General features: G+C 36.0%; 22 protein-coding genes. 9 read left to right on the top strand and 13 right to left on the bottom strand.

Annotation, left to right across the window (positions count from 1 at the left end; genetic code table 11):
* Window positions 1-325: 325 nt before the first annotated feature.
* From CG11_RS21250 to CG11_RS21220, 7 genes are all read right to left on the bottom strand, one after another.
* Window positions 326-1,078, bottom strand: a complete 753-nt coding sequence (locus tag CG11_RS21250) for a hypothetical protein (protein ID WP_052598860.1) — start codon at window positions 1,076-1,078, stop codon at window positions 326-328.
* Between the two features lie 62 nt (window positions 1,079-1,140).
* Window positions 1,141-2,133, bottom strand: a complete 993-nt coding sequence (locus tag CG11_RS21245; protein ID WP_052598859.1) for a hypothetical protein — start codon at window positions 2,131-2,133, stop codon at window positions 1,141-1,143.
* A complete protein-coding gene (locus tag CG11_RS21240; protein WP_052598858.1) occupies window positions 2,111-4,129 on the bottom strand; it encodes a hypothetical protein in 2,019 nt (672 codons plus the stop codon). Before CG11_RS21240 ends, CG11_RS21245 begins: the two co-directional genes overlap by 23 nt.
* Window positions 4,130-4,131: 2 nt before the next feature.
* Entirely contained in the window at window positions 4,132-4,329 is a 198-nt protein-coding gene (locus CG11_RS21235) for a hypothetical protein (protein WP_052598857.1), read from the bottom strand.
* Between the two features lie 257 nt (window positions 4,330-4,586).
* Complete coding sequence (locus CG11_RS21230; protein WP_052598856.1) at window positions 4,587-5,243, bottom strand: response regulator transcription factor; 657 nt, start codon at window positions 5,241-5,243, stop codon at window positions 4,587-4,589.
* A 1-nt stretch (window position 5,244) separates the two neighbouring features.
* Window positions 5,245-7,398, bottom strand: a complete 2,154-nt coding sequence (locus tag CG11_RS21225; RefSeq protein WP_052598855.1) for a tetratricopeptide repeat-containing sensor histidine kinase — start codon at window positions 7,396-7,398, stop codon at window positions 5,245-5,247.
* 151 nt (window positions 7,399-7,549) lie between these two features.
* Complete coding sequence (locus tag CG11_RS21220) at window positions 7,550-8,305, bottom strand: acyl-[acyl-carrier-protein] thioesterase (RefSeq protein WP_052598854.1); 756 nt, start codon at window positions 8,303-8,305, stop codon at window positions 7,550-7,552.
* Window positions 8,306-8,486: 181 nt separating this feature from the next.
* Between CG11_RS21220 and nusB the strand changes: the two genes are divergently transcribed.
* The 8 genes from nusB (at window position 8,487) to CG11_RS21180 (ending at window position 16,056) form a co-directional block, all read left to right on the top strand.
* Complete coding sequence (gene nusB, locus CG11_RS21215) at window positions 8,487-9,425, top strand: transcription antitermination factor NusB (RefSeq protein WP_052598853.1); 939 nt, start codon at window positions 8,487-8,489, stop codon at window positions 9,423-9,425.
* A gap of 177 nt (window positions 9,426-9,602) precedes the next feature.
* The gene (locus CG11_RS21210) at window positions 9,603-10,238 is read left to right on the top strand and encodes a hypothetical protein (protein ID WP_052598852.1); all 636 of its coding nucleotides are present in this window, start codon (window positions 9,603-9,605) and stop codon (window positions 10,236-10,238) included.
* 276 nt (window positions 10,239-10,514) lie between these two features.
* Window positions 10,515-11,066, top strand: a complete 552-nt coding sequence (locus CG11_RS21205) for a DUF1573 domain-containing protein (RefSeq protein ID WP_063833166.1) — start codon at window positions 10,515-10,517, stop codon at window positions 11,064-11,066.
* A 106-nt stretch (window positions 11,067-11,172) separates the two neighbouring features.
* On the top strand, window positions 11,173-12,378 hold the full coding sequence (locus CG11_RS21200; protein ID WP_052598851.1) for an ankyrin repeat domain-containing protein: 1,206 nt from the start codon (window positions 11,173-11,175) through the stop codon (window positions 12,376-12,378).
* A 5-nt stretch (window positions 12,379-12,383) separates the two neighbouring features.
* Complete coding sequence (locus tag CG11_RS21195) at window positions 12,384-13,589, top strand: ankyrin repeat domain-containing protein (RefSeq protein WP_052598850.1); 1,206 nt, start codon at window positions 12,384-12,386, stop codon at window positions 13,587-13,589.
* Window positions 13,590-13,656: 67 nt separating this feature from the next.
* Window positions 13,657-14,031, top strand: a complete 375-nt coding sequence (gene yajC, locus CG11_RS21190; protein WP_063833165.1) for a preprotein translocase subunit YajC — start codon at window positions 13,657-13,659, stop codon at window positions 14,029-14,031.
* Window positions 13,982-14,980 carry a CdaR family protein gene (locus tag CG11_RS21185; RefSeq protein WP_063833164.1) on the top strand — a complete coding sequence of 333 codons (999 nt, stop codon included), beginning with the start codon at window positions 13,982-13,984 and terminating at the stop codon, window positions 14,978-14,980. Before yajC ends, CG11_RS21185 begins: the two co-directional genes overlap by 50 nt.
* Before the next feature lie 122 nt (window positions 14,981-15,102).
* Window positions 15,103-16,056, top strand: a complete 954-nt coding sequence (locus tag CG11_RS21180) for an acyltransferase (RefSeq protein ID WP_052598847.1) — start codon at window positions 15,103-15,105, stop codon at window positions 16,054-16,056.
* 27 nt (window positions 16,057-16,083) lie between these two features.
* Here CG11_RS21180 and CG11_RS21175 read toward each other — a convergent pair whose 3' ends face one another.
* From CG11_RS21175 to CG11_RS21150, 6 genes are all read right to left on the bottom strand, one after another.
* The gene (locus CG11_RS21175; protein ID WP_052598846.1) at window positions 16,084-19,206 is read right to left on the bottom strand and encodes a hypothetical protein; all 3,123 of its coding nucleotides are present in this window, start codon (window positions 19,204-19,206) and stop codon (window positions 16,084-16,086) included.
* A 186-nt stretch (window positions 19,207-19,392) separates the two neighbouring features.
* Window positions 19,393-20,670, bottom strand: coding sequence for an alpha/beta hydrolase-fold protein (locus CG11_RS21170; RefSeq protein ID WP_052598845.1), 1,278 nt, complete (start codon window positions 20,668-20,670; stop codon window positions 19,393-19,395).
* A gap of 65 nt (window positions 20,671-20,735) precedes the next feature.
* Entirely contained in the window at window positions 20,736-21,098 is a 363-nt protein-coding gene (locus CG11_RS21165) for a DUF4180 domain-containing protein (RefSeq protein ID WP_052598844.1), read from the bottom strand.
* A 104-nt stretch (window positions 21,099-21,202) separates the two neighbouring features.
* The gene (locus CG11_RS21160) at window positions 21,203-22,672 is read right to left on the bottom strand and encodes a vanadium-dependent haloperoxidase (protein WP_156039847.1); all 1,470 of its coding nucleotides are present in this window, start codon (window positions 22,670-22,672) and stop codon (window positions 21,203-21,205) included.
* Window positions 22,673-22,790: 118 nt separating this feature from the next.
* Window positions 22,791-23,354, bottom strand: a complete 564-nt coding sequence (locus CG11_RS21155) for a T9SS type A sorting domain-containing protein (protein ID WP_052598842.1) — start codon at window positions 23,352-23,354, stop codon at window positions 22,791-22,793.
* Window positions 23,348-23,704 carry a hypothetical protein gene (locus CG11_RS21150; RefSeq protein WP_052598841.1) on the bottom strand — a complete coding sequence of 119 codons (357 nt, stop codon included), beginning with the start codon at window positions 23,702-23,704 and terminating at the stop codon, window positions 23,348-23,350. The genes CG11_RS21155 and CG11_RS21150 overlap by 7 nt, the downstream gene beginning before the upstream one ends.
* A gap of 550 nt (window positions 23,705-24,254) precedes the next feature.
* Here CG11_RS21150 and CG11_RS21145 point away from each other — a divergent pair.
* The gene (locus CG11_RS21145) at window positions 24,255-25,037 is read left to right on the top strand and encodes a hypothetical protein (RefSeq protein ID WP_052598840.1); all 783 of its coding nucleotides are present in this window, start codon (window positions 24,255-24,257) and stop codon (window positions 25,035-25,037) included.
* Window positions 25,038-25,072 lie beyond the last annotated feature (35 nt).

The raw sequence follows: 25,072 nt of genomic DNA, 5'->3' as shown, positions 1-25,072 counted from the left end.
GGGTAAATTTATTGCATCTTTGAATTGTGAAGAAAGTTAAAAGGAAAAACCAAGGATATGTTGCAAGTGCGGTGCAATATGTTCTTGGTTCTTTTTTTAAAGTGAGAATAAACGATTTATTAGGTTTGTTTAAATAATATGATTGGCTCATAAAGTACTATAACTAGCAAATAACCACAAGTTAAATCAAGTATTAAAGTCCCTATAATACTGAGAATTACTTATAGAGTTTGTTAGGGGTAATAAATTCTAATTATATTAATTTCGGGATGTAAAGACAAAAACTAGCACTGGTGTGGTGCTAGTTTTTTATTTTTCAACATTCTTAGGGCTCGATTTGAGCCTTTAAACGTTCGATTTCTGCTCTTAATGCTTTGAGTTCTGCTAAAACAGCTACGGTGCCATTTGCTGTCAAAAATTTGAGGTCGCCATTATTGCCGTCAATAGAAATTGTTGTTTTGTTTTGGCGATTTTTGATAATAAGTTCTCCATCTTGCTCCTTATTGCCCAAAATAAGAGCTCCTGAAAGCCCATTCATTCGAATTGTCTCGCTACCTTGAGCACCCAAATTTATTTGACCTAATAAGCCATCTAGCTGTACAAAATCTTCTCCAGTATTACTTTTAAGAAGAAGTTTACCAGGGCTTCTTTGCCGCCCTAAGCTAAGCGTTGCGGTATCACCATCGAGCTTAGACGTTATTTTTCCTGCGTGATTTCTAAGATAAAGGTTACCATCCTTGCCATTAGTGCCAAGTGTTAGGTTGCCATATTGCCCATCTAAATGGATGGTTGTCTTTCCTGCGCTATTTTTAATATATAAATCACCATCATTTTTACCCTCTGCATCTCCCAAAACCAAGGAGGCATTATCTCCATTAAATATTATAGTGTCTTTTCCCAAGACGTTTTTAATATTCATGCTTCTTTGTTTGGGATTAATTTCTACAAAGATTTTATTTGTTGTTTTATTCTTAAATTGGTTGTTCTCATTGTTGATTTCCAACTGTAAGCCTGTCACTTTGGTATTGTCGCCAAGGATTTCTATTGTTGAGTTATCTAATTTTATATCGCTATTCATAATAATTTAATTTTTTAATTTGAAGGTTAGGTTGGTAAGTAGTATTGGAGTTGGTCGGTTGACTATTGTTTTAAAATACTAGCAGCTTTTCGAGTTTCACCAAGTGTCTTTAGGATATGTACTGCTTGGTGTTTTAAGAAAGAATTGTGACTGGCAGCAATTTTTAAAGCAAGCGTTTTAGCCTGTGTTTTTTTATTGTCATAAACACTAGCCCAAGCTTTTGCAAAAAGAATCATATTTTGATTTTTTTGCGTTGATGAAAATCTTCGTTCTAGTTTTTTGAGAGAAGAATGAATCAAAGCAGGTTTTTGATACCTAAGCCCTATATCAACCAAAGACGATTGTCCCAGTGTCTTCATAGTCACAGCTAATTCTGACCGCTTCCTAGAGTTAGCTAAAGTTTGAAAATAGCCCAAACTTTGTTGTAATTGTATGTTGTTCTTCGTATACCAAGACAAACTATATCGCTGCGCTACAAATTGCAAATAAGTATTTTTAGGATAGCTCTTTAAAGCATCTCGTATCAATTGTCGTGTTTCAAAGTGAACGTCTGCACTAGATTGAGTCAACTTAACTTTTATCGGGAGTATTTTTCTCCAACCATAGCCTATAATAATTGCAGCTTCATACGTTCCATCATCCCAATCCATATATCCTTTGCGACGTAATTCTTGATAAAAAGAAATATCCGTTAACAAAAGACTCAAGGCATGAATTGTCTGGTGTTCATTCTCCAAATTCTCGAAAGGACCTGCTGTGATTTTATTTTTTATAAAACGATGTTCTTTGATTAAATCAACAATGTTTTTTTCTTGATGTTTGAAAATCTGATAAGCTGTATTTTTCAAAATTTGCCTAAAAATATCAGGGTGAACCTTTAGATAATTATCTGTAGCAGAGTAATAGCCGTAAACCTCTTGATGACCACCAGAAATAGTGACTAGTAGAGATATTGCCGATTCGATAGGATTCCAGTAATGAGGATTGTCGCCAACCATAAATTTGGAATTCCCTAAGATGGCAGATTGTATGTTAGAGTGATTCAAGGTAGCCATGTTTTTGTGTCCGTTCAATGTTAATAATCCATTCATGTGAGGTGAAGCGGTTACGACCTTGTCCTCTTATTTTTAATCTGGTAGAACGATTATCGCTTCTAATTAAACTAAAGTGTCGAGGATCGCCTATGATATAATCTTCGTTGAGTGCATCTAGATGTTTCGGTCCTTTCATAACAACGTTAATATTATCAATTGCTTCATTGCCCCAGTCGGTGCCATACCATTCAACTCCACAATCCCTAATGACAAGCGGCATTCTATCTAAGACCCAAACTCGGTGTGTTGTATTTTTCTTAAATGTTTTGCCTGCACGAATTTTGCCATTCCACCAAGCAGACCACATGCCATTAACACCATAATATAAATGCCATTCATTGCCAAACGTACTGCCTTTGATATTGACTTTCATTTCTTCAAAAGTAACTTCATACTCCTGTAGTAAATGGAAACCTAATTCACTCCAACCGCATTCTAATATAGCATAATAGCCAACAGGAATATCAGTCATGCCAGATAGGTTGGCCTCTACCTCAAAGTAAGCAGGTGCACCATCAGGACCATGGATTAAAGTGGCCTTTGGCTGAAAGTTTATAGGAGTATCAATAGGAGTAAAGCCCGTTATACTATGCCAATCTCTAAATCCTTTGTGTTTGCCGCCTTTAGAAGGGTTGTCGTATTGCGTTAAGCTTAAAAAATCGTCCAGTTGCTCCCCATCCTTAACAGTAATATGTTGACAAAACTTTATATTAAAAACTAAAGAAGCTGTAGGGCTAGGGCGTTTGACAGGAGGATAAAATTTAAACTTGAGGGGATGTTTTTTTAGATTGGTAGCCCAACAATCTTTCGAGTCGCTTGTAACTCCTTTAGGAATGCCACCAAATTCGTGTTTCCATCTTGTTTTGGTGCCATTAGGAAAGCCGCCAGATAGACCCATTCCAATGTAAGCTTGATTGACAGGAACAATAGCACCATTGTTACCAATATGACTAGCTGTAGTATGTTCTCGGATCATGGTGTGCATGGGATGAATTTCTGTGCGAACAGGAGCGTGTCCTGTATCCCAAACATGCCGCCCCCAAAAGGTAATATATTCTCCCCAAAAAGGTCGCCATTGAACAGGAAAAGATCCCGTTTCTGATTCGTTGTGTATAAAAGGAACCATTTCGTTGCCTTGCCCTTTTGTTTTCATACCTTCACCCAGCAGATACATAAACTGAGGATCAGGAAACAAGTCCCAATTCCAGTCGCGTGTTTCGTGACTAGTTGGGTTGTCGGTAGCTGTAACACGACTATATTCTTGAAAACCTGCTATTTGATGGCTCAATTCATTGGAAACCTTGTGCCAATTGTCTCCATGAAAAAACGTTCTTCTTTGACTTGAACGTGGTTTATTGGAATGGTAGGTCTTTTTACTAAAAAAATTGCAATGTGTCTGCACCCATTCTCTAACCGAAGCCGTGTTGTTTTTAGCACCATCTTGCGAGGCATGGCGATTAAACGTTTCCCTTAGGCTAATCACTTCATTTCCGATTTGATAAATGCTTGGTTCTAAAATTCTAGTACGGTGTTGTTTAATATCTAAGAGTCCTCTACCCATGCGGCTAAAGAAGTCACGGATATTAAGACGTCCTAGTTTGGGCTCAAATAGTTGAGGGGCATCTTCTGCCACAATTAAATCAAAAATGAGCTCGTAGTCAGACTCGTCTCTAGTAAAGGAAGCGGTTGCATCGTACATAGAAACCCGACCATCAAAGGTGTGCACGCCTAATTTGTCATCGCTACTTAAGGGATCTTCATCATATACTTCTAGAGTGATTTTGTGCTCAAAGGTATAAGAACGATTGATCGACCAAGTTTGACCATTGTCAAAATCACTATTTCGAAGGGTAACCCCTCGATGCCCATCCGCTTTTATTCTTAATTTGATTTCGTCGTCTCCAAGATCATCTTCATTTTCATAACACCGCATTCTTTTGATAATGATTGTATTCATAATTAAGGTGTTTTGATGAAAAGTGAACCAATTGTAGACAATCCCCAAAAGAGTAGAGCAAAAGCAAAAAATTCAAAAGTGAAACTGCCCAACTTAACGAAGGTTTCGGTTAATAATAGAGCAATACTGAGCGGAATTGCTTTGGTTAAAAGCAGCTTTTCGACTCCTACATTACGGAGGAGTAAAATCAATTCTTTCATTGGTGTAATAATTTTAAGGATGATAATGAGAATACTTTGTATTGAATTGGGTGAGGCAATCAATATTTTTGTGTTTAGGAGAAGTCTAGTGTAATACTCACTCCCTTAAACCAAATTTCGATCAAAAAATAAAAAAGAGAAATCCCGCTTTTTCGGGATTTCTCTTGTCCGTAAAATTACGGATGGATATCAGAAAGGTTTAAAGTCTATCGTATTTTTACTAGAATATGGATTCGTTGCTCAGCTCAATGAATAGGCTAAAGCTCAATGATACCTTCCTTGATAGCATATTTGATTAAGTCGGCTTGATTCTGAAAATTGAGTTTTTTGAAAATGTTCTTTTTATGCGTTTCGACTGTTCTAGGACTTATAAACAAAGCCATGCCTATCTCTTTATAGCTTTGCCCATTGGCAAAACCTCGAACGACTTCAATTTCTCGTTCTGTTAAATTGGAATTAGTGATAAGTTTGGATTTTCCAGAGACTTGATTGGCAAAACTTTGATACACGATAGGAGCAATATCTTTTCCAAAATAATGTTCTCCATTGGCAATACGCTCGATAGCTAGCAGCAATTCTTCTTTTCGACATTCTTTGGGCAAGAAACCATGCACACCTACTTTTACAGCTTTTAAAATTGTATTTTTATCTGTATTGGCGGTTAACATCAATATTCGTATATTGTTGTATTCTTCAATAATTTTTTTTGTAATTTCAATGCCATTAACAAGCGGCAAATTCATATCCAATAACAAGACATCAGGTTGTTTGTGGCGCAACAGTTCCCAGAGTTTTTGAGCTTCTAAGGCGGTACCAATTACTCGGATGGTTTTGTTCGTTAGTAGCATGGCACGAATACCGTCAATGACAATTTGGTGATCATCAACAATGATAATATGAATGGGACTTTTCATTTTAAATATTTTTGGATGGAGTGGGAAGCGTAAAACTAAAGGTGCTGCCTAAGGAAGAAGTATCTTCTAACCATATATTTCCGCCTTGTTGCTCTACTAATTCCTTGCATAGTATAAGTCCTAAGCCTGTTCCTTTTCCTTCCACTTCATTTCGTTCGTTTTTGCTAGAATTGAGCATAAATAGTGTTGGGGCAATATGGGGTGAGATTCCTTTTCCTGTATCAGTCACCGAAATAGTCAACATCGAATTATTGATGTTGGAAGAAACAGATATGTTCCCTCCATTAGGGGTAAACTTAATGGCATTGGCTATTAAATTCCTTAAAATGGTGTGCGTCATTTTTTGATCTGCCCAGGCAACAGTTTCTGTGGAGATGGTATTGGATAGTCCAATGTTCTTAATATTAGCGCTACTTTCTAATAGGCTAAAAACATCGTCGGTAGTCTCAGTTAAAGTAATTTTCTGAGGCTGAAATTCTAGACGTCCTGTTTGAGAAATAGACCAATACAATAAGTTTTGAAGCAAATCGAAGAGATTGCTAGCAGAAGTATTGAGTTGTTTGATAAAATAATCTAAATCGTCTCGGCTGATGTCAAAAATGTCTTCGGATAGCGATTGAGTAATAGAACGAAACGCAGACAATGGATTTTTTAAGTCATGAGCAATAATACTAAATAACTTGTCTTTGGTGTTGTTTAATGTTTCCAATTCCAAATTGACTTTTGAACGCCATTTATTCAGACGATACAAAAATCCAACAATAAGAAGCATAACGATAATGATAATCACCATGAAGTAAAGACTTTGGTTGAGTCGTTCGTTTTTTAAATTCGAAATTTCTTGTTGTTGCTCTAATGACTTGATTCGTTGCTCTTTTAGTTGATCTTCGTATGTAAGTAAAAGTTTGTATACTTTTTGGTCTATATTTCGTTGGTGCAGTGTATCTATTAGGTCTGCATATTCTTGCGAATAAATTCTTGCATTGGCAAAATCTTTTTTTGACCAAGCCAATAACTGCCAAAGCTCTAAATTTTGCTTCATTCTATTGCTGATAGAAGCCTTATTGTTATAAAGTATTTGTTTGCTTTTGTTTAATAGTTTTTCGGCTTCTTCAAAATTAGACTCTGTAATATAAACCCTTGCCAACTCTTGATAACTATTGACAATTCGACTGTTATAGGGAAGTTTTAAAAAATTAAAAAGAGAAATAGCCTGTAATAGGTATTCTTTTGCACGGGCATAATCGCCATTGATAGAGTGAATGATACCTATGGCTTCTAAAGATTGCATAATGAAGATACTATCTTTGTATATCTTGGCATTTTTAAGTGCCAACTCATAGAAATAAAGGGCACTATCTTGTTTGGCGAGATCTCTATAGGTAGTTCCTAGGTTAAAGTATGTATTTCCTAATAAATTATCTTGCTTGTTCTTTTTTTTTAGGGCAATACTTTTATTAAAATAGATCAAAGCTTGGTCAAATAGTTTGGCATTCAAATAATCCAAACCAACACTATTATAGCTTTTTCCTAACTGGTTAGAATGAGTTGCTTCTTGTATTTCTAATGCTTTTAAATCAAAAATAACCGCAGAATCGTGTTTCTCTTGTTCTGCGTAACTAGCAGCTATGTTAAAATAAGATTGTACAATCAGGTTGCTATCATTCCAAGAAATACTATACGCTAGCATTTTTTGAAAAGCATTAACTGCTGCTGTAAAACTACTTCCAAATCGATGGGCATGACCTACAAACGCAATCAGTTGTACTTGTATAGCAGGTACCCACGAAGATGTATCCCCTTCTAGAATATTTAACCCTCTTTGAGCCACATTGATAGTAGAATCAGGGAGATGGTACAGGTAGGCATATGCCAGTTTCATGATGTAGGTCGTTTTTATAGAGTCGTTTTCTGCCTGTTCGATTTTTTGAGAAAGGCGGTTGATTAAGGCTTGGTCTACATGATTGTGTTGAGCCTCTGGGTTGTCCTTTTCTTGAGCAAAAGATTTTGAAACACTAAAAACAAATAAGAGCGCAATGAATAAGAAGTAGTTTCGGTAATTGCTCAAAGTGAGCTGAGACAAAGGGGATTTTGTTAATATTAGTTTGGGAAATGCCATTACTAATATTAACACAAGAATTAATTGGTGGTGCATGCATCTTATTTTTAGTAAAAAAAATACTGTAGCTTTGGGAACGATTGATTAGCAACCCTTAATATAAAAAAGATACTCTATATACCAAAAGAGGACACTTGCTTTTAGGACGAAAAAAAGGGTAGGCTAGTTGTATTTTTTTAATATAAATTTATAAGACTTGGCTCCATGTCGTTTTTGCCAAAGCAATTTCTTCCCCATCTGATAAGCGCACCAAACGATGTAAATAGACCGTCTCATCTACTTTTTGTGTACTTACCTCTACTGTATCTTTCCAATAACACTCTGCTTTGTAAATAATATCCAGTTCCTCTAATTTGCCTGTATGTTTTAAATAATAATCAACGGTCTCAAACATCCACTGCATATAACGTACATTATTAAGATGTTCGTTAAAATCCATATCGTGCCAGTTGACAACAAATGTTTTTTGTAGATCCACTCTTGTTAATTTAGGCAATTTGTTTTTGGCATGAGGAAGGCATTTAGAGGTGTCAAAATCACCTCTCACACGAATTTCTTCGGGAATTCTAGCTATACTTCGTCTAATGGTATTCATTAACAACCAAGTCGAAGAAGATTCAGCTAACAACGTATTGTTTTGATCAAAAACTTTATAATCTCTATAAGTAAATAATTTGTCAAAACCAGCAGGATACGTTTGTATTTTGATGGTTTCTCCAAGAGAAGGTAAGCGATATAATTTAAGATTTTTGCGCATCAAAACCCAAGAGATGTTTTTCTCAGCCATGTCCCAAACAGAAACTTTGAGTTCAATAACATTTTGCATGGCAGCTTCTTGCATTAAATCAATAAAAGCCGTTGCTGTGACTTTTTTGGCGCGATCAATTTCACTAGTTCGAATGGTAAATTCACCTTCGTAAATAAATTCTTTAGGAACGGGCATGGTGTTATTTTGAGTAAATTTGGATAATAGATTTAAATAAAGTCTTATTATGGGACACAAAATTAAATACTCTTCTTAAAAAAGAAAGTAAATTGACAACGCATTTATAAACTTTTTGTACATTTGCACTTCAATGTAAATAGTTCTTATCTCACTACTATACTTATATCTATAATTTAGTATGCTTAGTCGTCACAATATTCGTATCAAGGTATTGCAAACATTATATGCTTATTTACAAAGCGAACATACGAATACTGCCATTGCAGAGAAAGATTATCTCAAAGCAGTCCAAGAGAGTTATCGTTTGTATTTGTTGAATATGCTTTACCTGATAAGGGTTGCTAATTATTCAAAGAAAGATTTTGACATAAAATCTAAAAAATTTGTACCTACAGAAGAAGATAAAAAAGCTTCTCTTAGGCTTTATGAAAATCCTGTTTTAGAAGCTCTTCGAGAGAACGAAGATTTTCATGCTAGGATTAGAAAAGAAAAATTGAGTAACATCATTGACGATGACTTGGTGCGCAAGTTGTATCAAAACTTTGCGAAATCAGAATATTATAATTCCTACCTAGAAATGTCTCCTATGCCAGCTAGAGAACACCAGTATTGTTTGGTGAACTTATATAAATCTATGCTGGAGAATGAGCACTTCTTGGAACACCTCGAAGATATTTCTCCAACTTCAGAAGACGATCAATCTTTGATCTTTGGTGCTATCAAACGTTCTGTACGTTCTTTGCCAGAAGAGGATGAGTTTTATATTGCTCAATTGCCTAATGAGGAATTTGTGCATGACTTTGGAAAGGAGTTATTGTACAAGGCTATTCGTCACAACGATGAATTACACGACTTAGTCGTTGATAAACTAAAAAACTGGAACGAAGACCGAGTTGCTGTGTTGGATATGTTGTTGCTCAAATTAGGAATTTGTGAGTTCTTATATTTCCCATCAATTCCAACCAAAGTGACGATTAACGAATATGTTAGTTTAGCGAAGGATTATAGCACGGACAAAAGTAAGCGTTTTATTAATGGTATCTTGGATCGTTTGATGAAGGATTTGATGGAAAAGGGGTTGATTAGCAAAGAGGGCAGAGGACTCAAAGAAAATTGATTCAATAGAAACTAAATAAAAGTAGTAATTTGCTAGATTAAATTACTTTTTTCATGTAGTAATTTTTAGTACATTTAATAGACAAAAACTTATTTGAGTGGATGTGCTCGAATAAGTTTTTGTAAATAATAGAGCTTGTCATCTCATGTGAGCAAATCTTAACCAAACTACCAATCAATGCGTATTATTTTCCTATGGTTTTGTTGTGTCCTGTCTCTGCAAGTGGTTGCCCAAATATCTACAACCAAAAACGGCTTAACTTATAAGTTTGTAATTACAGATTACAATACTTTAGATACCGTTTTTCAAGTAGCCAACCCTGGGCGTATATTGCATCCAGAGGATGTTAATTATGCTGGGGAAATAGGTTTTTTTAGGCATATTAATAAATCTTTGAATATAGGACTGCCTTTGAGAATAGGTAGTATAGATGCACATCACCTCATTTTTGATGCGACAGATAGTTTGTGTCAACCATGTTCTAGGCGAAAAAGAAATGAGTTGTTTTTTGGAGGCGATTTGGTAGCAGTTTATAAGTTTAACAATGATTACCTTTTGAAAGAAGACTTTTTGATTGCACCTTATATTTTGTTGGGAGTAGGAGGCTTGTACTTGTCCCAAAGAAATGGAAATTTTGATTTTCAAATTCCCATGGGGGCAGGAGTGAACATCAGGCTGTCAAAAATGTTGTATTTGCAAGCACAGTTTGAGTATCGAAAATCTTTGGTTATTCAAAAAGATAATTTGGCTATATCAGGGGGAATACTTTGGCTATTGGAGTTTTCGAAACAGTCAAAGCCAGATAAAATATAAAAAATATTGCTTCATAGTGGTGTCTGTCGCATTAATTGGCTACAGGAAGCTTGTGAAGTGTCAAAAATTCATTACTTCGTGGAAACCACGCAGTAGCAGCGCAGCTAAATCGCATCAGTTTGATTATCGATATTCTTTAAAGGGTTGATAATTAAAATAATGCAAAGATGCTTTTTTAATTTTTTACAAAAAAGTTAAAAAACTAAGCTTGCGCTCTCACGACCACAGGGAGCTAATCCACGAAGTACTAAAATTAATAGTATAAAATAATAAACAATGAGTAAATTAATCTTGTTATTGAGTGTCCTTTATGTATTTACGGCTTGTTCATCGGCAGATGAACCTAAAAAAACAGTGCCTACTGCTACAGAAGTTCAACAAATGGATGGCATTAGCAATTCATCACTAATTAGCAATCCTGTAACCGCAGACGAAGCTATTTCACCAGAAACAGCTGCTAAAATTGAATTTGAAGAAGAGGTATTTGATTTTGGAACGTTAGTAGAAGGAGAATCCGTAGAACATATTTTTAAGTTTAAGAATGTAGGGAAAAATCCCTTGATTATTGGTCATGCACAGGGAAGCTGTGGATGTACAGTACCAGAGTGGCCTTCAGAACCAATTGCTCCTGGTGATGGTGGAGAAATCAGAGTGAAGTTTAGTAGTAAAGGTAAGAATGGAGAACAAGATAAAACCGTGACTATTTCAGCCAATACAATTCCTAATAAAACGAAGATTCGAATAGTCGGTGCTGTAGAAAAAAATCCAGAAACGGAGAAAAAAGAATTAGAGAACAAAGCGGCTCGAGAGGAAAAAGAAAATAGCTAAGTTTTATTTTTTATGCTCTAAAATTTGCTAGCCGATGAGCTTTGGTATTCCTACTGAAAATTCTCATCGGCTATTAAACAATTTTACTTATTAAATAAATCAAGCTATGAATGAAACATTAGATCAAGCAATAGTTGTTGCCGCAGAAACTGGCAATTTAGACGGAGTTCAAAAAGCTCTAGAAGAAGGGGCTAGTCCTAATGCAATGGGACCCAACTCGGGGGCTTTGCATTGTGCTGCATTCAATGGGCATGGTACTGTTGTTGAGTTGTTGTTGAGCAAAGGAGCAAAAGCAGATGCAAACGATGTACAAGGATATTATCCGATACATCTAGCTTCTAGTAGAGGGCACGTGGCAATTGCCAAACAATTAATTAATGCTGGTGCTAATGTTGATGCCTTGACCTCTCAAAAGGGAACGGCACTGCATGTAGCCGCTGCGTCCAATTATGCTGCGGTAATCCCTGTGTTGTTAGAAGCAGGTGCCAATATAGAAGCACAGGATGTTAATGGTTTGACCCCTTTGGCTGCTGCTGCAAGCTTGGGGAACACAGAAGTTGTTCGCCTTTTGATAGATGCAGGAGCAGACGCGAACAACAAAGACTTAGGAGGAGATACGCCATTGATCAAGGCTTTGAGACAGTTGTACGGCACTAGAACAGCAGAGTGGATATACGAAGAGAAAGAAGATGAACGCTTGATTCGTTATGAAATCAAAAAGGGTTGCTTTAGATGTGATCGAGATTATAATCCAAGTGAGGCAGATCAATTAGGCGATCTGTTGACTATTGAGGAACAAAGAATATACGCAAACAAAGATTGGGGACCTAAAAATCATTTGAGGTATTTGGATGCCTTAGATACGGCTATGTTTTTGATCCAAGCAGGGGCGGATGTCAATGCTGCTAATGATACTAAACAGACTCCAATCAATATGGCTTGCCATACTGGGGAGGCATTGGTCATTCAACAACTTTACGACAAGGGGGCAGTTCTAGATGTTCGTGGGTATCAAAATGCTACTCCACTACATCGAGTTTCTGGGAGTGGTCGCTTAGATGGGTTAGAGCAATTTTTGAAGCTAGGGGCAGTAATAGACGCAAATGCTGTAGATGATTTTGGATGGACGGCTTTGCATTATTTGGCAGATATTGGAGGACCCTTGAAGATGGCAACTTTATTGCTTGAAAAAGGCGTTGATCCTGCCATCAAAAGCAAAGAAGGACGAGGAGCAGGTATGCCACCTGGTTGTACTGCTGAAGAAGTTGCGTTGCATTGGAAAGATACTAAATTGGCAAGAGTACTAAAATAAATGGAATGAAAAAGCTAAGCTCATTGGATGAGCAGATGATTTTGGCAGTAGAAGGAGGAGCAGCCAAAGATGTTTTGTCTTTGGTAAAAAGGGGGGCTAATCCCAATGCGTTGGGAGCACATACTGGTGCTTTGCATTCTGCTGCATTGATGGGACACACTGAGGTAGTCAAGGTGTTGTTAAAGGAAGGTGCTGATCCCAATTTGCCAGATAAAGATCAGTTATATCCGCTTCATTTAGCTGCAAAGGAAGGACATCAAGCAATTTGTACTTTATTGTTAAAAGCAGGAGCGAATAAGACTCAACAGACGACTTCAGGAGCAATGGCCATTCATTTGGCAGCCGCTTCTAACTTTGCAAGCTTGGTGGTAGCTTTGGTGAAAAATGGTTGTGACAAAGATGCTAAAGATGCAGATGGGAATACGCCTTTGTTAATTGCGAGCGCTTTAGGTAATGTCGGGGTTGTAAAATCATTGTTAAGACTAGGAGCAGATACTTCGGCTGTGACTGCTAATGGTAGCACGGCTTTGTTGCAGGCACTTTGGACGCTGTATAGTACTAGAGTGGACAATTGGGTGCATGATGATGAGGTAAATGGCGTGCCTGTACGTTGTACCTTGCAAAAAGGTTACTTAGCGTACTATTATGATTATAATAAATACAAGCCTAAACCTGGTCGCTTAATGACCTTGAAGGAACAACAGAGAATTGCCAGTCAAGAATGGGCGCCTTTTGAACATAGAGAATATTTGAATGCTTTAGCTGTTGTCAAAGTGCTTGTAAAAGGTGGCGTATCGGTAATAAGAAGTGATGATAGAGGGATTTCTCCATTGAGAGTAGCTTGTTCTTCGGGAGTGGGCGATATTATAAAGTTATTACATAAACATGGTGCTAGTTTTGAAGAAAAACCTTGGAATCAAATAACGCTGTTGCACCAAGTGGCAGGAAGTGGTCGAATAGATGGTTTGAAAACATTTTTCAAATTATCAAAAAATAAAATGGTCAATGCACAAGATGCAAATGGCTGGACACCAACACACTATTTAGCAGATACGGGAGGACCATTAGAGATGGCAGAATTACTAAAACAAGCAGGAGCTGATACAACCATTGAATCTACTCAAGCCACGGCACATTTCCCCGAGGGAATTACAGCTCCTAAAATTGCTTTACATTGGAAAGATATGGATTTAGCAATGGAATTGGCTTAGAAGTTTGTATATTTGTCCACTTCATTTTATTAAAAAAACAAAACACAACATTAAATTGTAAAACAAAATGATGAATAATATATTGTTTTTGTGGCAAGAGGCGGGAGGTGAAGCAGCAGGTGTAGCTGGTGCTAACCCTTTGTTTTGGCCATTTATGTTAGCAGCAATTTTGGTCATGTACTTTTTTATCATTAGACCGTCTGCAAAAGAACAAAAAGAGCAGAAATCATTTTCTAGTAATCTAAAAAAGGGTTCTAAAGTAGTTACGATAGGAGGCATACACGGTACAATTGCCTCTTTAGAAGAAGACAAAATTACTTTATTAATAGCGCCTAAAACTGTTATTACTGTTCAAAGAAGCGCTATTTCTTTGGAACAAACGAAATCTGTTTATGGAAGCTCCAGTGCAACCAACAGCTCAAAAGAGCCAGCAAAAGCTTAGTAAAGAAAATATAAAAGAATTCCTTCAATCGGATCGAGCAATACTAATGATTTGCATTAGTATTGCTTTTGTTTTTTGGCTAATGACAAAATTATCCTATTCTTATAAAGATACTTTGATTGTCAAGCTAAATTATGAAACGCCAGCAGACAAAATTTTTACCAATCCACCTGCTACCCAATTAGAGGTAGATATAGAGGGCAAAGGTTGGGATTTGTTAGGCTTTGCTTTTTATAATAAAGAGAGAGTCGTCAACATTCCTGTCTCTGCCAATGAAATTCGCGTAATCTCTGTTTCTTCTTTGAATGCAAAAGTACTTAAATCAATTCCCAAAGCAAGAATTCTAAACATCCACCCAGAAACCATTAAACTTCAAATGGAAGATATTGCTACCAAAGTAATTCCTGTTGTTTTGGAAGAGCAAGTGCGTCTAGCACCTTTGTATCAATTTGTTGATTCTATAAAAATAGAACCTCAAAAGATTGAAATAAAGGGACCTGCTTCTGTTATTAGGGATATTAACGAATGGCGTACCAATGTATTGTTACCTCCTTCGGAAGTGAACCAAGATATAGATGTTGAAATAGGTCTCCAAGCACATCCTAATGGAAGTATTGCGCTATCTACGAATAAAATTCGTTGTATGGCAAAAGTGGAAGAGGTAACTGAAAAACGAATAGAAGTTCCTGTTGAGGTGCTTAATGTTCCAGATAGTTTGTTGTTGATTATTTTGCCCAAAACGGTAGAGGTATCTAGTCAAGTTGGCTTGAGTGATTACGATCGTTTGGCAGCACAAGATTTTAAGGTCATTGCTGATTTTTCTAAAATTGATATATTCAAAGAACGTTCTATTCGTGTTTTATTAAAAGAAAAACCTGCGTATGCCAAGCAAGTAAAGTGCATTCCTAAAAAGGTCGATTACATTATACGCAGTCGAAATCTAAAGTAAACTAATAAGGTTTAGCTGTGCCTCAACAAAAGGTGTAATTTGGAGTAACGACTGCATCTTGTATAAGGAAAGTCTTATTAAAACTCTGAATATGCTTTTACTTAATCCTAGTTTTCTCTGATATGAATTATTTTCAATCCATTCAGTTGTTGCGCTTTATAGCAGCTACATTTGTGATTTTTGCTCATATGGGAATTGGCAGTCATAGCTACAAGGGAATTGACATTTTATTTGTGATCAGTGGGTTTATTATCTATTGGACAAGCCGAGAAAAACTTGGAAAAGGAACAAAGAGGGCGTCTTATTTTATGAAGCGTCGGTGTATCCGAATTTTTGCTTTTTATTGGACACTATTTTTTATCTTAATACTTGCTGGTATCTATCCAGTACAACTCAATTGGAGTTTCTTAGCCAATGTATTTTTATTGCCAGGTCATAAGTCGTTTCTAGAAGTAACTTGGAGCCTTTCGGTTGAGTTGTACTTTTATAGTCTATTTGCAATTGCTATTTTGTATTGTAGCCAGAAAAAAGCACGACACATAGCAATTGGTTGTTGGATAGGTACGTTTCTGTTGTTGGGATTGGAGTATACCAATTATCCGATAAAAGGAACCCCTTTAAACTTTTTTGTGGGGCAGAATATTTGGCTGATTTTATCAGGCGTTGTTACTAGTATACTTTATGAACAAAGTCAAAAATGGACAGTAAAAAGAAGGTTGCATGGTTGTTTGTTTGGTATACTTGTAGGGTTTTGTTTGTTTTTAAGTGTGGTTGATTATTACAGCAATTTGTCTTTCGCTACGGTAGGTATAGGAAGTAGTTTGCTTTTATTCGGAATTCTAACCTTAGAAACGTTAAAACGCCCTCAATTGCCTTTGCTATTTATAGAGCTAGGGAATGCTTCTTATGTAGCTTATTTGGTTCATATACCCATTATACATTATTTTTCGAGTACGCCAGATTTAAAACAAACGAACCAGTTTTTAATTGTTATAGGTGTTTGGGGGCTGAGTTTGTTGTTGCATCAGTTTGTTGAAAAACCACTGATAGCCCGCCTAAATCGTTGGGTTGTTTAGAACATCATTTATATCAAAATTAGTTCCTTAGTTTCCTCCAGCATGTTGCTTATCCCATTGAATGATAAAGGCCAATAGAGGGCTCAAAGCTTTTTCATTATTTTTCCACCAATCCACCGACCAAATGTATTGAATTTGGTAAGCTTGGTTGGTTAGAATGCGAATTTTATCCACTGCCAATTGAAAATCATATTTTGCTTGAGACAACAAGCCACCGTCACAAACCACAGCAATAGGATGTTGTCCAGAATACTTGGGGGTAATAACCAAATCAACAACAACTCCTTCAATTGATTTGTTGAATTCCAAACGATCGGCAGCAATATATTCTTGAAGCGATTCTGCGACGGCAATTTGGAAAGCATTAGGATCTTGCACACTTCCTTTATTAATGCGCGTTCGTTCCGCAGCGTCTTTAGAGTGAATGTGTTCTAGGTATTGGTAACGGCGTCCTTTTTGTGCCAACATCCATTGCAAGAGACTTTTTTGCTCTGTTTGTTCAGCATTTATTGGTCTGCCTAAAACTAGGTGCTGATTACCCAATTTTAGTAAATCAACTCCAATTTTGGAAGAAATGTCGTGGGCATTATCAACAATAACCAAATCAAAGGTGGAAACTTTTAAGCCAAGTAATTGTTGTGCCATTTCTGGTGTTGCCAAAACAATTGGAAAAACATCACCAATATGCTCTAATCCAATCCACTGCAAAAGGTCTTTAATTTTTTTATTTTTGAAAATTGGACGGGCATTCGTTAAGGTCAAATCCTTTTCTTTTTTGATGCGTTTGATTTGCTCCCCTTGACGTTCTTTGGTAATGACATTTGCTTTTTGGCTAATGCGTTTTTGAATGTCTTGTAGGGTATTAATATAGGCATCAAAAGGCAATGCCTGATTGGAAGTTCCTAATGGTAAATGAATCGAGTATTGTTGTGTGAGAATTTGATGATAAAACCAACTACTAAAGCCAGAAACCCAGTCTTGAGTACCTGCATTTACTAAAGCTTGAACAACTTTTTGAGTCTTCGCATCGATGGTTAACCAAGAGCGGCGCCATTGATAATAAGCATCTATGTCTCTCCATTCATTTTCCAGTTTTTGAAATTGGAGCAAAATGGTAAACAAAGCCGATTCGATTGCTGAAATTTTGCCTTTGGGTTCAGTAACCTCCTTGCGCAACAACTGCGCAGCATTAATTTGTTGAATGAGCTTCTGTAGCCAGCTTTCTAGTTCTTCGTATTGCTCTTGGAAAGTTTCTGGAAAGGCTGTCTCTTTTGATAATTCTTGTGTGCGTTTTTTGACCAAGGTAGGAATTGTCAAAGCCCAATCGTGTAAGGCAGTTCTTACCTTTTCTAACTTCCCTTCAATATCGGCAAGTTTTGACTCTGCTTTGATATCGGGAAATTCTGTTTTGAAAAAAGTATTGTTTTTATAACTTTCCTGTAAGGTTTGGTAATCTTCCAACAATTGTTCTTTAGCGGCTCGAATTTCTTGGTGTCGTCTAGAGAAAACACTCAATAATTTCAGTTTGGCATTCTGAAAACTACTTTGCTTGTCAAATGCTTCTCCATACAAATCATTATAAAGGTGCAAATCACTTTCAATTTTATCGATTTGTTGCTCCATATTTGCCACAAAGTCACGATATTGAAACTTCAAATATTCTCCATAATTGCCAACAAAAACTAAAAAGCTTTGGTATAAACTATTGGTTTTGTAACGATAAAGATTTAATTCTGTTTTTGCTTCCGAACGAGTACTTTCAATACTGCTCTCGTCACTAAAAAAACGCCCATGCAAGGCATTTAAAGGATGTTTTAAGGCATCGAGTTTGTGGTAATAAACATAGTGCTCGCTCAATTCTCGACTGATAATATAGTGTTCTTTGGCTGTAAACGAAAATAAGCTATTATCCAAAAAACGACCTAGGATTTGTTTGTCACTTTTGCGATGATTCAACAAGCATTGCCCCACTAGCTCTGTCCAATTCCAACTATTGATGGTGGCATCGTGAACACTATCATAAGCTTGTTCTAGCTTAGATCGAAGCAGCATATATTTGTTGAGCTGTTTGCTATAAGTGACATTGTCAAAATTAGAAATAGTGCGTGTGCGTTTGGGCATAGACTCTAGATACTCTATCATACGCTCTTTGTCCAGCACTTCATCTTGTAGAGACAGTATGCCAATATCTTTAATCCCAAGATGCTCTAAGTGATGTTGAATGTCCTTAAAGGAGGAAAATTGAGGCGATATAATTAGGGCAGCTCCTTTGTCTGTTAACAAACTGGGCAAAATAGAAGCAATGATGTGCGTCTTTCCTGTATTAGAAATTCCTTCTGCAACAACATGATGCCCATCGAATATAGTACCAATAAGTTCGTCTTGTGCAGAGTTGCTAGGAAGCGCTGGAACTTTGGTTTTCCACTGCTTTCGTTCCCTAGGTTTTAAGTTTTTGGGTAGTTTCTTGGCTTCTTTTAAGGTAATAGGCTCAAAGTTGCCTAGAATAATAGCATTCAGAATAATGTTTTCTGGAATTTGATCAGGCAGCGGACAGGCTTCAATGCGAACACTAACATCGTGTTCTAGTTTTAACTGAGTGGCTAAAGTGGCACAAGTTTCTGCGACTACTTTAGCATCAACAGTATCTATTAGACCTATTGTTTGTTCCCAATCCAACTCAAATCGAGCTTCTAAGTAATTTTTAAGAATAGGATTTAAATAACCTTTATTATTATTATTGGCTACCAATGTCCAATCCATATTGCTGTCAGGAGTAATGTTTAATTCCACTCGCCACAAGAAAAGAGGGGCAGCAATAGGACGACCTAATTTGTCATCGTCCATTAAAACAACAGGGTAGCCAATTGAAAGACCATTTCTTTGTTGTTGAAAGTTTTCAAATGTTTTTTGTAATGCCTTGTGTTGGCTAATTTTAGAAGGAGCGGTATTCTTTTCTATACCCAATGGAATAGCAACACTAACCTCTGTTTCTTCACTTAAGAGTTGTTGAAGAATATTCTCAGTTAAGCCCAGTTGAACTTTGTCCATGATCGAAAAGTCTAAACATTGTTCGGTGATGGGAAGTACTGATAAATAAGGTAAAGCACTGATATAGTTAGTTGGTTGGGCTATTTTCTCCTGATTCTCCATTCTGTAAATGATAATTATGTAACAGTTGTTTCAACAAAAAGCAACTTAAATGTACATAATTATACTATAATAGTCCTTTAATTGTATACTTTTTTTAGTAGCTAAAGCTCTAAGATCATTGAGGCTTTATCATAGATTTAGTTCTTTGCTTATTTCCTCAAGTATTTTGTGAATCAAATTTTCCGATTATTTTTCATTATTAATCTCTTCTCTTTTTTGCTCTAATTTTTCGAGTCTTTGTTTGTAATAATTAGTAGCATTTAACTCAAGTGCCTTGGTGACGTATTTAATGGCATTGTTATAATCGCCTTGTTGTTCATAATAATCAGCCATAGAGTCAAAAGCATTGGCACTTTGAGGATAATACTGCATGGCAAGTTCAAAGTACATTTTTGCTTTTTCATATTGTTGCATATCCATATTCATATAACCAGACATATTTAAGAGCGCTTCTGGATAAGGCGGATTGGGATATCCAAAATGATTTTGGAGTTTTTTTGCTCTTCGTTTTATAATGCGAAGAAGTTCTTCTTGAGAAGTGTCAAAGGAGTTTATTTTGTCGGTACTCTCCATCTGGTACCATTCAAAAATGGCAATTAGACCATCCATAATAGAAGGAAGTGGAATGGTGCCATGCAAATCGTTGGGATAAAATTTCCATTTAAAAAACAACCCATTCTTATCATTTTTACTTGCCAAGTTTGAGAAAGCAATATTTGAACGGGCAAACAATGTGAAATCTGTGGTATCTTGTAGCACGTTGTCAATTGTTATTGTTGAATTTTGGAGGTGCAGTTGCCCGCTCAAAGACATAAACAAAGATTTGTTTTTATATTTTTGCGTGGCAAGTATTTTTTCAGACTCTCTTAATAGTTGTTGATTATCCCAATCCAAACTAGGGTCAATAGCCAAGTAGTTTGTAAATAAGTGAGGTTGATGTATTAGGGTATAAATGGTGAACAAGCCGCCATAGGAATGTCCTATTAATGTTCTAAAATTAGTGACAGGATATTTTTTCTCAATAAAGGGGATGAGTTCTTTTTCAATGAATTTACTGAATACAGCGGCTTTTCCACTCTCGTCACGAAACGGCATTCCATACTTTACCTTTACTGTTGAGGGCGTCAAATCTCTAGTTCTATTGCTTTGATTCGAGATGCCTACAAGAACCATTTCAGGAGTAAAACCACCACTGTAATAGTTTTGGACTTCATTAACCGTAGACAGAAATATTTCTCCATCTAAAATAAAGACGACTGGATATTTTTGATTTTTATTAGGGTCATAATCTCTGGGTAGTTGTATGTGAATTTTTCTTGATTCATTTAACTCCTGCGAATAAAGACTATCTATGATACCAACTTTGTGCAAAAAGCGTTGAGGTTGATTGGTTTGAGCTTTTAGAAATTGCTGAAAGAAAATGAAGCCTCCTAGGATTAATAGTGCGTTTACTTTGTTGATCATTTTTTGTATCGTTCGATGTTTTCTTCTTAAGTTTGAATCATTGCTCAGAAATAATTGGGACTAAGTCATTTTTCTGATAATTTTTTCAGTGCCTCAGTTGTTGAAGCAACAAAGTTAACTTGTTTGCCCTGATTACTTTCGTAAATGAAATCTTTTAGACTTTTACTATTGAATATTGAAAAATCTCCCACAATAGCTAATTGAATACGGTAAGTCGAAAATTTTTGAAGAATTTCACCCGCCATTCGATTTTTGAGTTCGAAGAAGTCTGGAGTAATGTTTTTTTGATGAATGATGACCTTGTCAAATCCTTGATAGTAGATATTTCCTAATAAGTTTAATCCATCCTCGACATGATTGATAAGGTTTTGTTCTGATGATATTTCAGCAATTTTCAAGTGATTTATTTCATGTGTTTTTATCTTCATTTTAAGCTAAGGTATCTTTTGTTTTAATATTGTTAATATTTAGCCAGCCAAAACAGCAACCCCAAAGTAGGGACTGCTACTAGTTTAGTTTTAGTCATATCTCGTTACTCTTCTCCAGTATGTTTTTTATAAAATTTCCAAGCTTCTTTAGCCACATTTCTTCCCAATTCCAGTCCAGCTACATTATCAGCTTGAATATGATAACCTCCCAATACTCTGGAAATCCCAGCCATTTCTGCTGTTTGGGTAAAAGTTGGAAATTCTAATGTTATCGTATCTCCTAAATTATCAGGTTCTGTCATTGCCCCTGCCACCAATTGAGCATTAGAGCCAAATTCATCACTTCCTGTCCAAATTTTTAGAGCTTCTCCACATCCGCCGCTTATGGTGCTGTGCCCTGAGACATAGCTAGGAAAAGGAGGACATAAAAATGTTTCTGGGGAGTAAGGTCTCCAGTGTTTTCCTTCTATTTCAATCATGCCTTTTCCTTCACCTCCCCAAGCTTTTATTTTTTGGTTATCGTAATATTGGTGAACCAATGCATACGGTCTGGCATAATCATAGTGCATCTTGGAGTCCCATGAAGCTATAAAGGCATCCATCGCTACAACTTGGTTATAAAAATACATTTTTACATCTTGATCAAGTGTATGATTGTCTCTTCTTGAAACGTCTTGCGCAAATTTTAGCCAATGCCCTGCTTGTTGTACGGATTGTGGACCATCTCGCATAAATTCCACCAATGCCTTTTGGTAATCGGTCAAATTAGCTTGCATTTCAATTACTTCTTGAACTTCTTTTTCTAGTTGTTCAGAGCCTACCATTGGTGGCGGACCAGGTCTAAATTGGTCGCCAGATTTAAGGGCAATAGGTTTTACTTTGTCCCAAAAAGGTGTCAAACAACTTGGAGCAAATTTCCCTCCTTTTCCATCTGAAAAGTATTTTGGTTGCCAACGATTTATATCTACATTCTTATCCACAGAATTAACAGGTTTATAACCCATATAATTGTAATAAGGCTTACCATTTGAACCTTCTTCTTCTCCATATTGATTTGCTCCGTCTCCTTTTCGTGATTTTATAACAGTTTTGGCGGCTAAATTGCCAATTCCTTCAGGGGTACTCGGATCTAAGCTTTCATTATTCGGGTCTAATCCCAATTCCCTCATGAAATCTTCAAATAGCTTTTTATCAGAGTAATAATATTCGTTCATGGCTCTAAATGCAGCATAACTTATGGCTATTTCTTTATTTTTTAAGGATTGTTCATTGGCTGGTCTCCTGTCTACTTCTTTTAAATAAACGGGAATGGCTTTTTCATCATATCTTGACCATGCATCAAAAATAGCAACAAAAATTAGTGCCAAATATCGAGATGTTATGGTTGGTCTTGGTCTAAAGTATTCCGTGTCGTTTGCTGTTGCTGTTAGAGCTATTTTTCCCCATTTATAAGCTACATTTTCGACCCCTTTGGGTTCTTTGGACTCTTTGAGTTTATGTTCGTTTGTTTGTTTACTTTCGGTACATCCCAATAAGGAGAAAGCAACTAAGAATATTAGGAAAGTTTTATGCATTATTATTTTTAATGATTATATATATTAAATAGGCATTTTTGTAAAAAAATGCCTGTATTATACTGCAATATATACAATAATTATGTTTTTTTATACCTGTTGTTTTTTTATCCGATTCTTAGTCCAAGAAAAGTATTTTTCCTTGCGCATTGTGTTGCTGGGCTATTCTGAGCTGATAAAAGTACAAGCCACTAAGACGTTCTTTTTGTATAAGAAGGTTGTTTTCAGTAGTTGTGTACGTTTGTACTGTTCGACCTGAGATATCCGAAATAATTAATTGAGCTTCTTGCGAAGTTGGATTCTTAAAAGAAAAAAGACTACTATGTTGAATGGGGTGTGGTGCTATACGAATGGCTTGTTGGTGCTCATTTACCTTAGAAGTACTACCAATAACGCTACATGCAAAATTTGAATAAACAGTAGTGCTATTCTTGCGATAGGAGTCCAAGCAAGGACACAAATTAAGAGTTGCATGCATATAGGCAAAGCCAAAGTTGGTGCCAATACCTTCTAGAAATGTTACTTTTTTGGATAAATGTGCTATAGCAGGTAAAACATAATTCAAGCGAACCCGTTTTAAACCCGATTCGTAATAAACAGAATAGACTAAGACCGTACTGTCTCTATTGTCATGTCTAACAACAAAAGTATCTCCTAAGCTAAGAGACAAATCAGCTACCAATAGCTCAATTGTATCAAGGGAGGAGGTGCTCGAAGAATTAATAGTTCCAATGAACCATATTTTCCTAAACTAGTATCTTCTCTCAAAAAGCCATTGGTAATACCTACGTTTCCACTTAAGTTATAATCAATAGACTGGTTACTTTTTTCTCCAACTTTATAGTATGAAAGACCATTGATTAAGGTATCTTCAATGGCTATTTTATGTACGGTTCTACTTTGTCCTAATTGACAAAAATTTACATCCCATTGTGTTGTGTCAGAACCAAAAATAGTTTGATAGTTTTGTGCAAAATTTAATTGGGTAAACAAAATACAAATAACGACAACTGAAAAAAATCTATATCTCATATAATGTGTGTTGCAGAGTATAGGAGCGCAAAACTCCTTCTCTAGGTAAAAGAAAGAGCAGCTATTCGGGGGAACGAATATAAGTTGTTTATTGCTATAACGACGAAAATTGTTTAAATGTTGCTAATCTATATATGATACTTTGGTTTTTAGGTCAAATGTTTTGCTTACAAGAGAATATAAGAACGCAAAATAAAGACAATAGCAATTTACTTTACGCAGCACTTAGCTGCTTTAGAAAGATGTAAAAAATAGTGAAAAAAATGTATATTAGAGTAGGGAGGACTTTAGAAATAGGATAATAAGCCAAAAATAAACAAAGTATTTATGGTTATAAGTATGTTGTTACAATACCTCAAATTATCCTAGCGCATTCTAAAAAACATTACTCCGTTGAAACCACGCAGTAGCAGCGCAGAACTCTCTCACGAGCCTGCGAGCTAAATCATTGTCTAACGGCGAAGCCCTCACGGAGTAAGCTTCGTTAACGGTCATTTTTTATTGCTCATACAAAATTTACTTAAATAACCTTTATTATAAAAAAAGGAAAATGAAATTATACGTTTTAATTTTTATTCTAATCATATTAACAGCATCTTGTAAAAATAATCAAATGGATGAAAAAGAAGTAGAATTAGGTCTCGTGCCGATTACAACAGCATCAGAAGCAGCAAAGAAGCATTTTGAGAAAGCACGGTTTTTAGTTCAAAATGGGATAAATGGCAATCCGATAGAGCATTATGAAAAAGGAATAGAACTAGACAGTACTTTTGTTAGAATGTATAATTTTATTTCTATTTATTCACCAGATGATTCGATAAAGAAGATAAATCACACCCTTGCCAAAAAATACAAGCATCTAGTATCTAAAGAGGAACAAATCTTAGTGGAAGCTACAGAATATAGATTTAAGAATCCAGAGGATAATAATGAACGCCAATTATTCAAATTAGCCGAAATGTGCCCTCTAGATAAATATCTACACCATACCATTTGTTTTTTACTGTTTCGGAAAAATCCCAAACAGGCAATTGTTGCTGGTGAAAATGCTGTTAGACTAGATCAGAATTATGGTTCTGGGTATAATATTTTAGGATATGCATATATCAACAATAAGGAACTAGACAAAGCAGAAAAAGCATTTGATAATTTTATAAGGTGTGAACCTGAAAATGCGAATCCTTATGACTCAAAAGCTGATTTACTATTGCAATTGGGTAAATATAAAGAGGCTTTAAGCCTAAAACAGAAAGCCTATGAATTGGATGCTTCTTTTGATTGGATTCCTGAGGAAATAGTTAATATTAAAGCAAAAATTGATTCTATCGAATAAATGAATGATGGCAGTTGAGTGCTTGACAGTATTGG

This window comes from Aureispira sp. CCB-QB1, from assembly GCF_000724545.1.
Lineage (GTDB): Bacteria > Bacteroidota > Bacteroidia > Chitinophagales > Saprospiraceae > Aureispira.
This window is presented reverse-complemented; position numbering and strand designations above follow the sequence as displayed.

Coding starts and splice junctions, on each gene's coding strand:
- CG11_RS21250 (WP_052598860.1), bottom strand. CDS start 1,078: ATGAATAGCGATATAAAATTAGATAACTCAACAATAGAAATCCTTGGC.
- CG11_RS21245 (WP_052598859.1), bottom strand. CDS start 2,133: ATGGCTACCTTGAATCACTCTAACATACAATCTGCCATCTTAGGGAAT.
- CG11_RS21240 (WP_052598858.1), bottom strand. CDS start 4,129: ATGAATACAATCATTATCAAAAGAATGCGGTGTTATGAAAATGAAGAT.
- CG11_RS21235 (WP_052598857.1), bottom strand. CDS start 4,329: ATGAAAGAATTGATTTTACTCCTCCGTAATGTAGGAGTCGAAAAGCTG.
- CG11_RS21230 (WP_052598856.1), bottom strand. CDS start 5,243: ATGAAAAGTCCCATTCATATTATCATTGTTGATGATCACCAAATTGTC.
- CG11_RS21225 (WP_052598855.1), bottom strand. CDS start 7,398: ATGCACCACCAATTAATTCTTGTGTTAATATTAGTAATGGCATTTCCC.
- CG11_RS21220 (WP_052598854.1), bottom strand. CDS start 8,305: ATGCCCGTTCCTAAAGAATTTATTTACGAAGGTGAATTTACCATTCGA.
- nusB (WP_052598853.1), top strand. CDS start 8,487: ATGCTTAGTCGTCACAATATTCGTATCAAGGTATTGCAAACATTATAT.
- CG11_RS21210 (WP_052598852.1), top strand. CDS start 9,603: ATGCGTATTATTTTCCTATGGTTTTGTTGTGTCCTGTCTCTGCAAGTG.
- CG11_RS21205 (WP_063833166.1), top strand. CDS start 10,515: ATGAGTAAATTAATCTTGTTATTGAGTGTCCTTTATGTATTTACGGCT.
- CG11_RS21200 (WP_052598851.1), top strand. CDS start 11,173: ATGAATGAAACATTAGATCAAGCAATAGTTGTTGCCGCAGAAACTGGC.
- CG11_RS21195 (WP_052598850.1), top strand. CDS start 12,384: ATGAAAAAGCTAAGCTCATTGGATGAGCAGATGATTTTGGCAGTAGAA.
- yajC (WP_063833165.1), top strand. CDS start 13,657: ATGATGAATAATATATTGTTTTTGTGGCAAGAGGCGGGAGGTGAAGCA.
- CG11_RS21185 (WP_063833164.1), top strand. CDS start 13,982: ATGGAAGCTCCAGTGCAACCAACAGCTCAAAAGAGCCAGCAAAAGCTT.
- CG11_RS21180 (WP_052598847.1), top strand. CDS start 15,103: ATGAATTATTTTCAATCCATTCAGTTGTTGCGCTTTATAGCAGCTACA.
- CG11_RS21175 (WP_052598846.1), bottom strand. CDS start 19,206: ATGGAGAATCAGGAGAAAATAGCCCAACCAACTAACTATATCAGTGCT.
- CG11_RS21170 (WP_052598845.1), bottom strand. CDS start 20,670: ATGATCAACAAAGTAAACGCACTATTAATCCTAGGAGGCTTCATTTTC.
- CG11_RS21165 (WP_052598844.1), bottom strand. CDS start 21,098: ATGAAGATAAAAACACATGAAATAAATCACTTGAAAATTGCTGAAATA.
- CG11_RS21160 (WP_156039847.1), bottom strand. CDS start 22,672: ATGCATAAAACTTTCCTAATATTCTTAGTTGCTTTCTCCTTATTGGGA.
- CG11_RS21150 (WP_052598841.1), bottom strand. CDS start 23,704: ATGAGATATAGATTTTTTTCAGTTGTCGTTATTTGTATTTTGTTTACC.
- CG11_RS21145 (WP_052598840.1), top strand. CDS start 24,255: ATGAAATTATACGTTTTAATTTTTATTCTAATCATATTAACAGCATCT.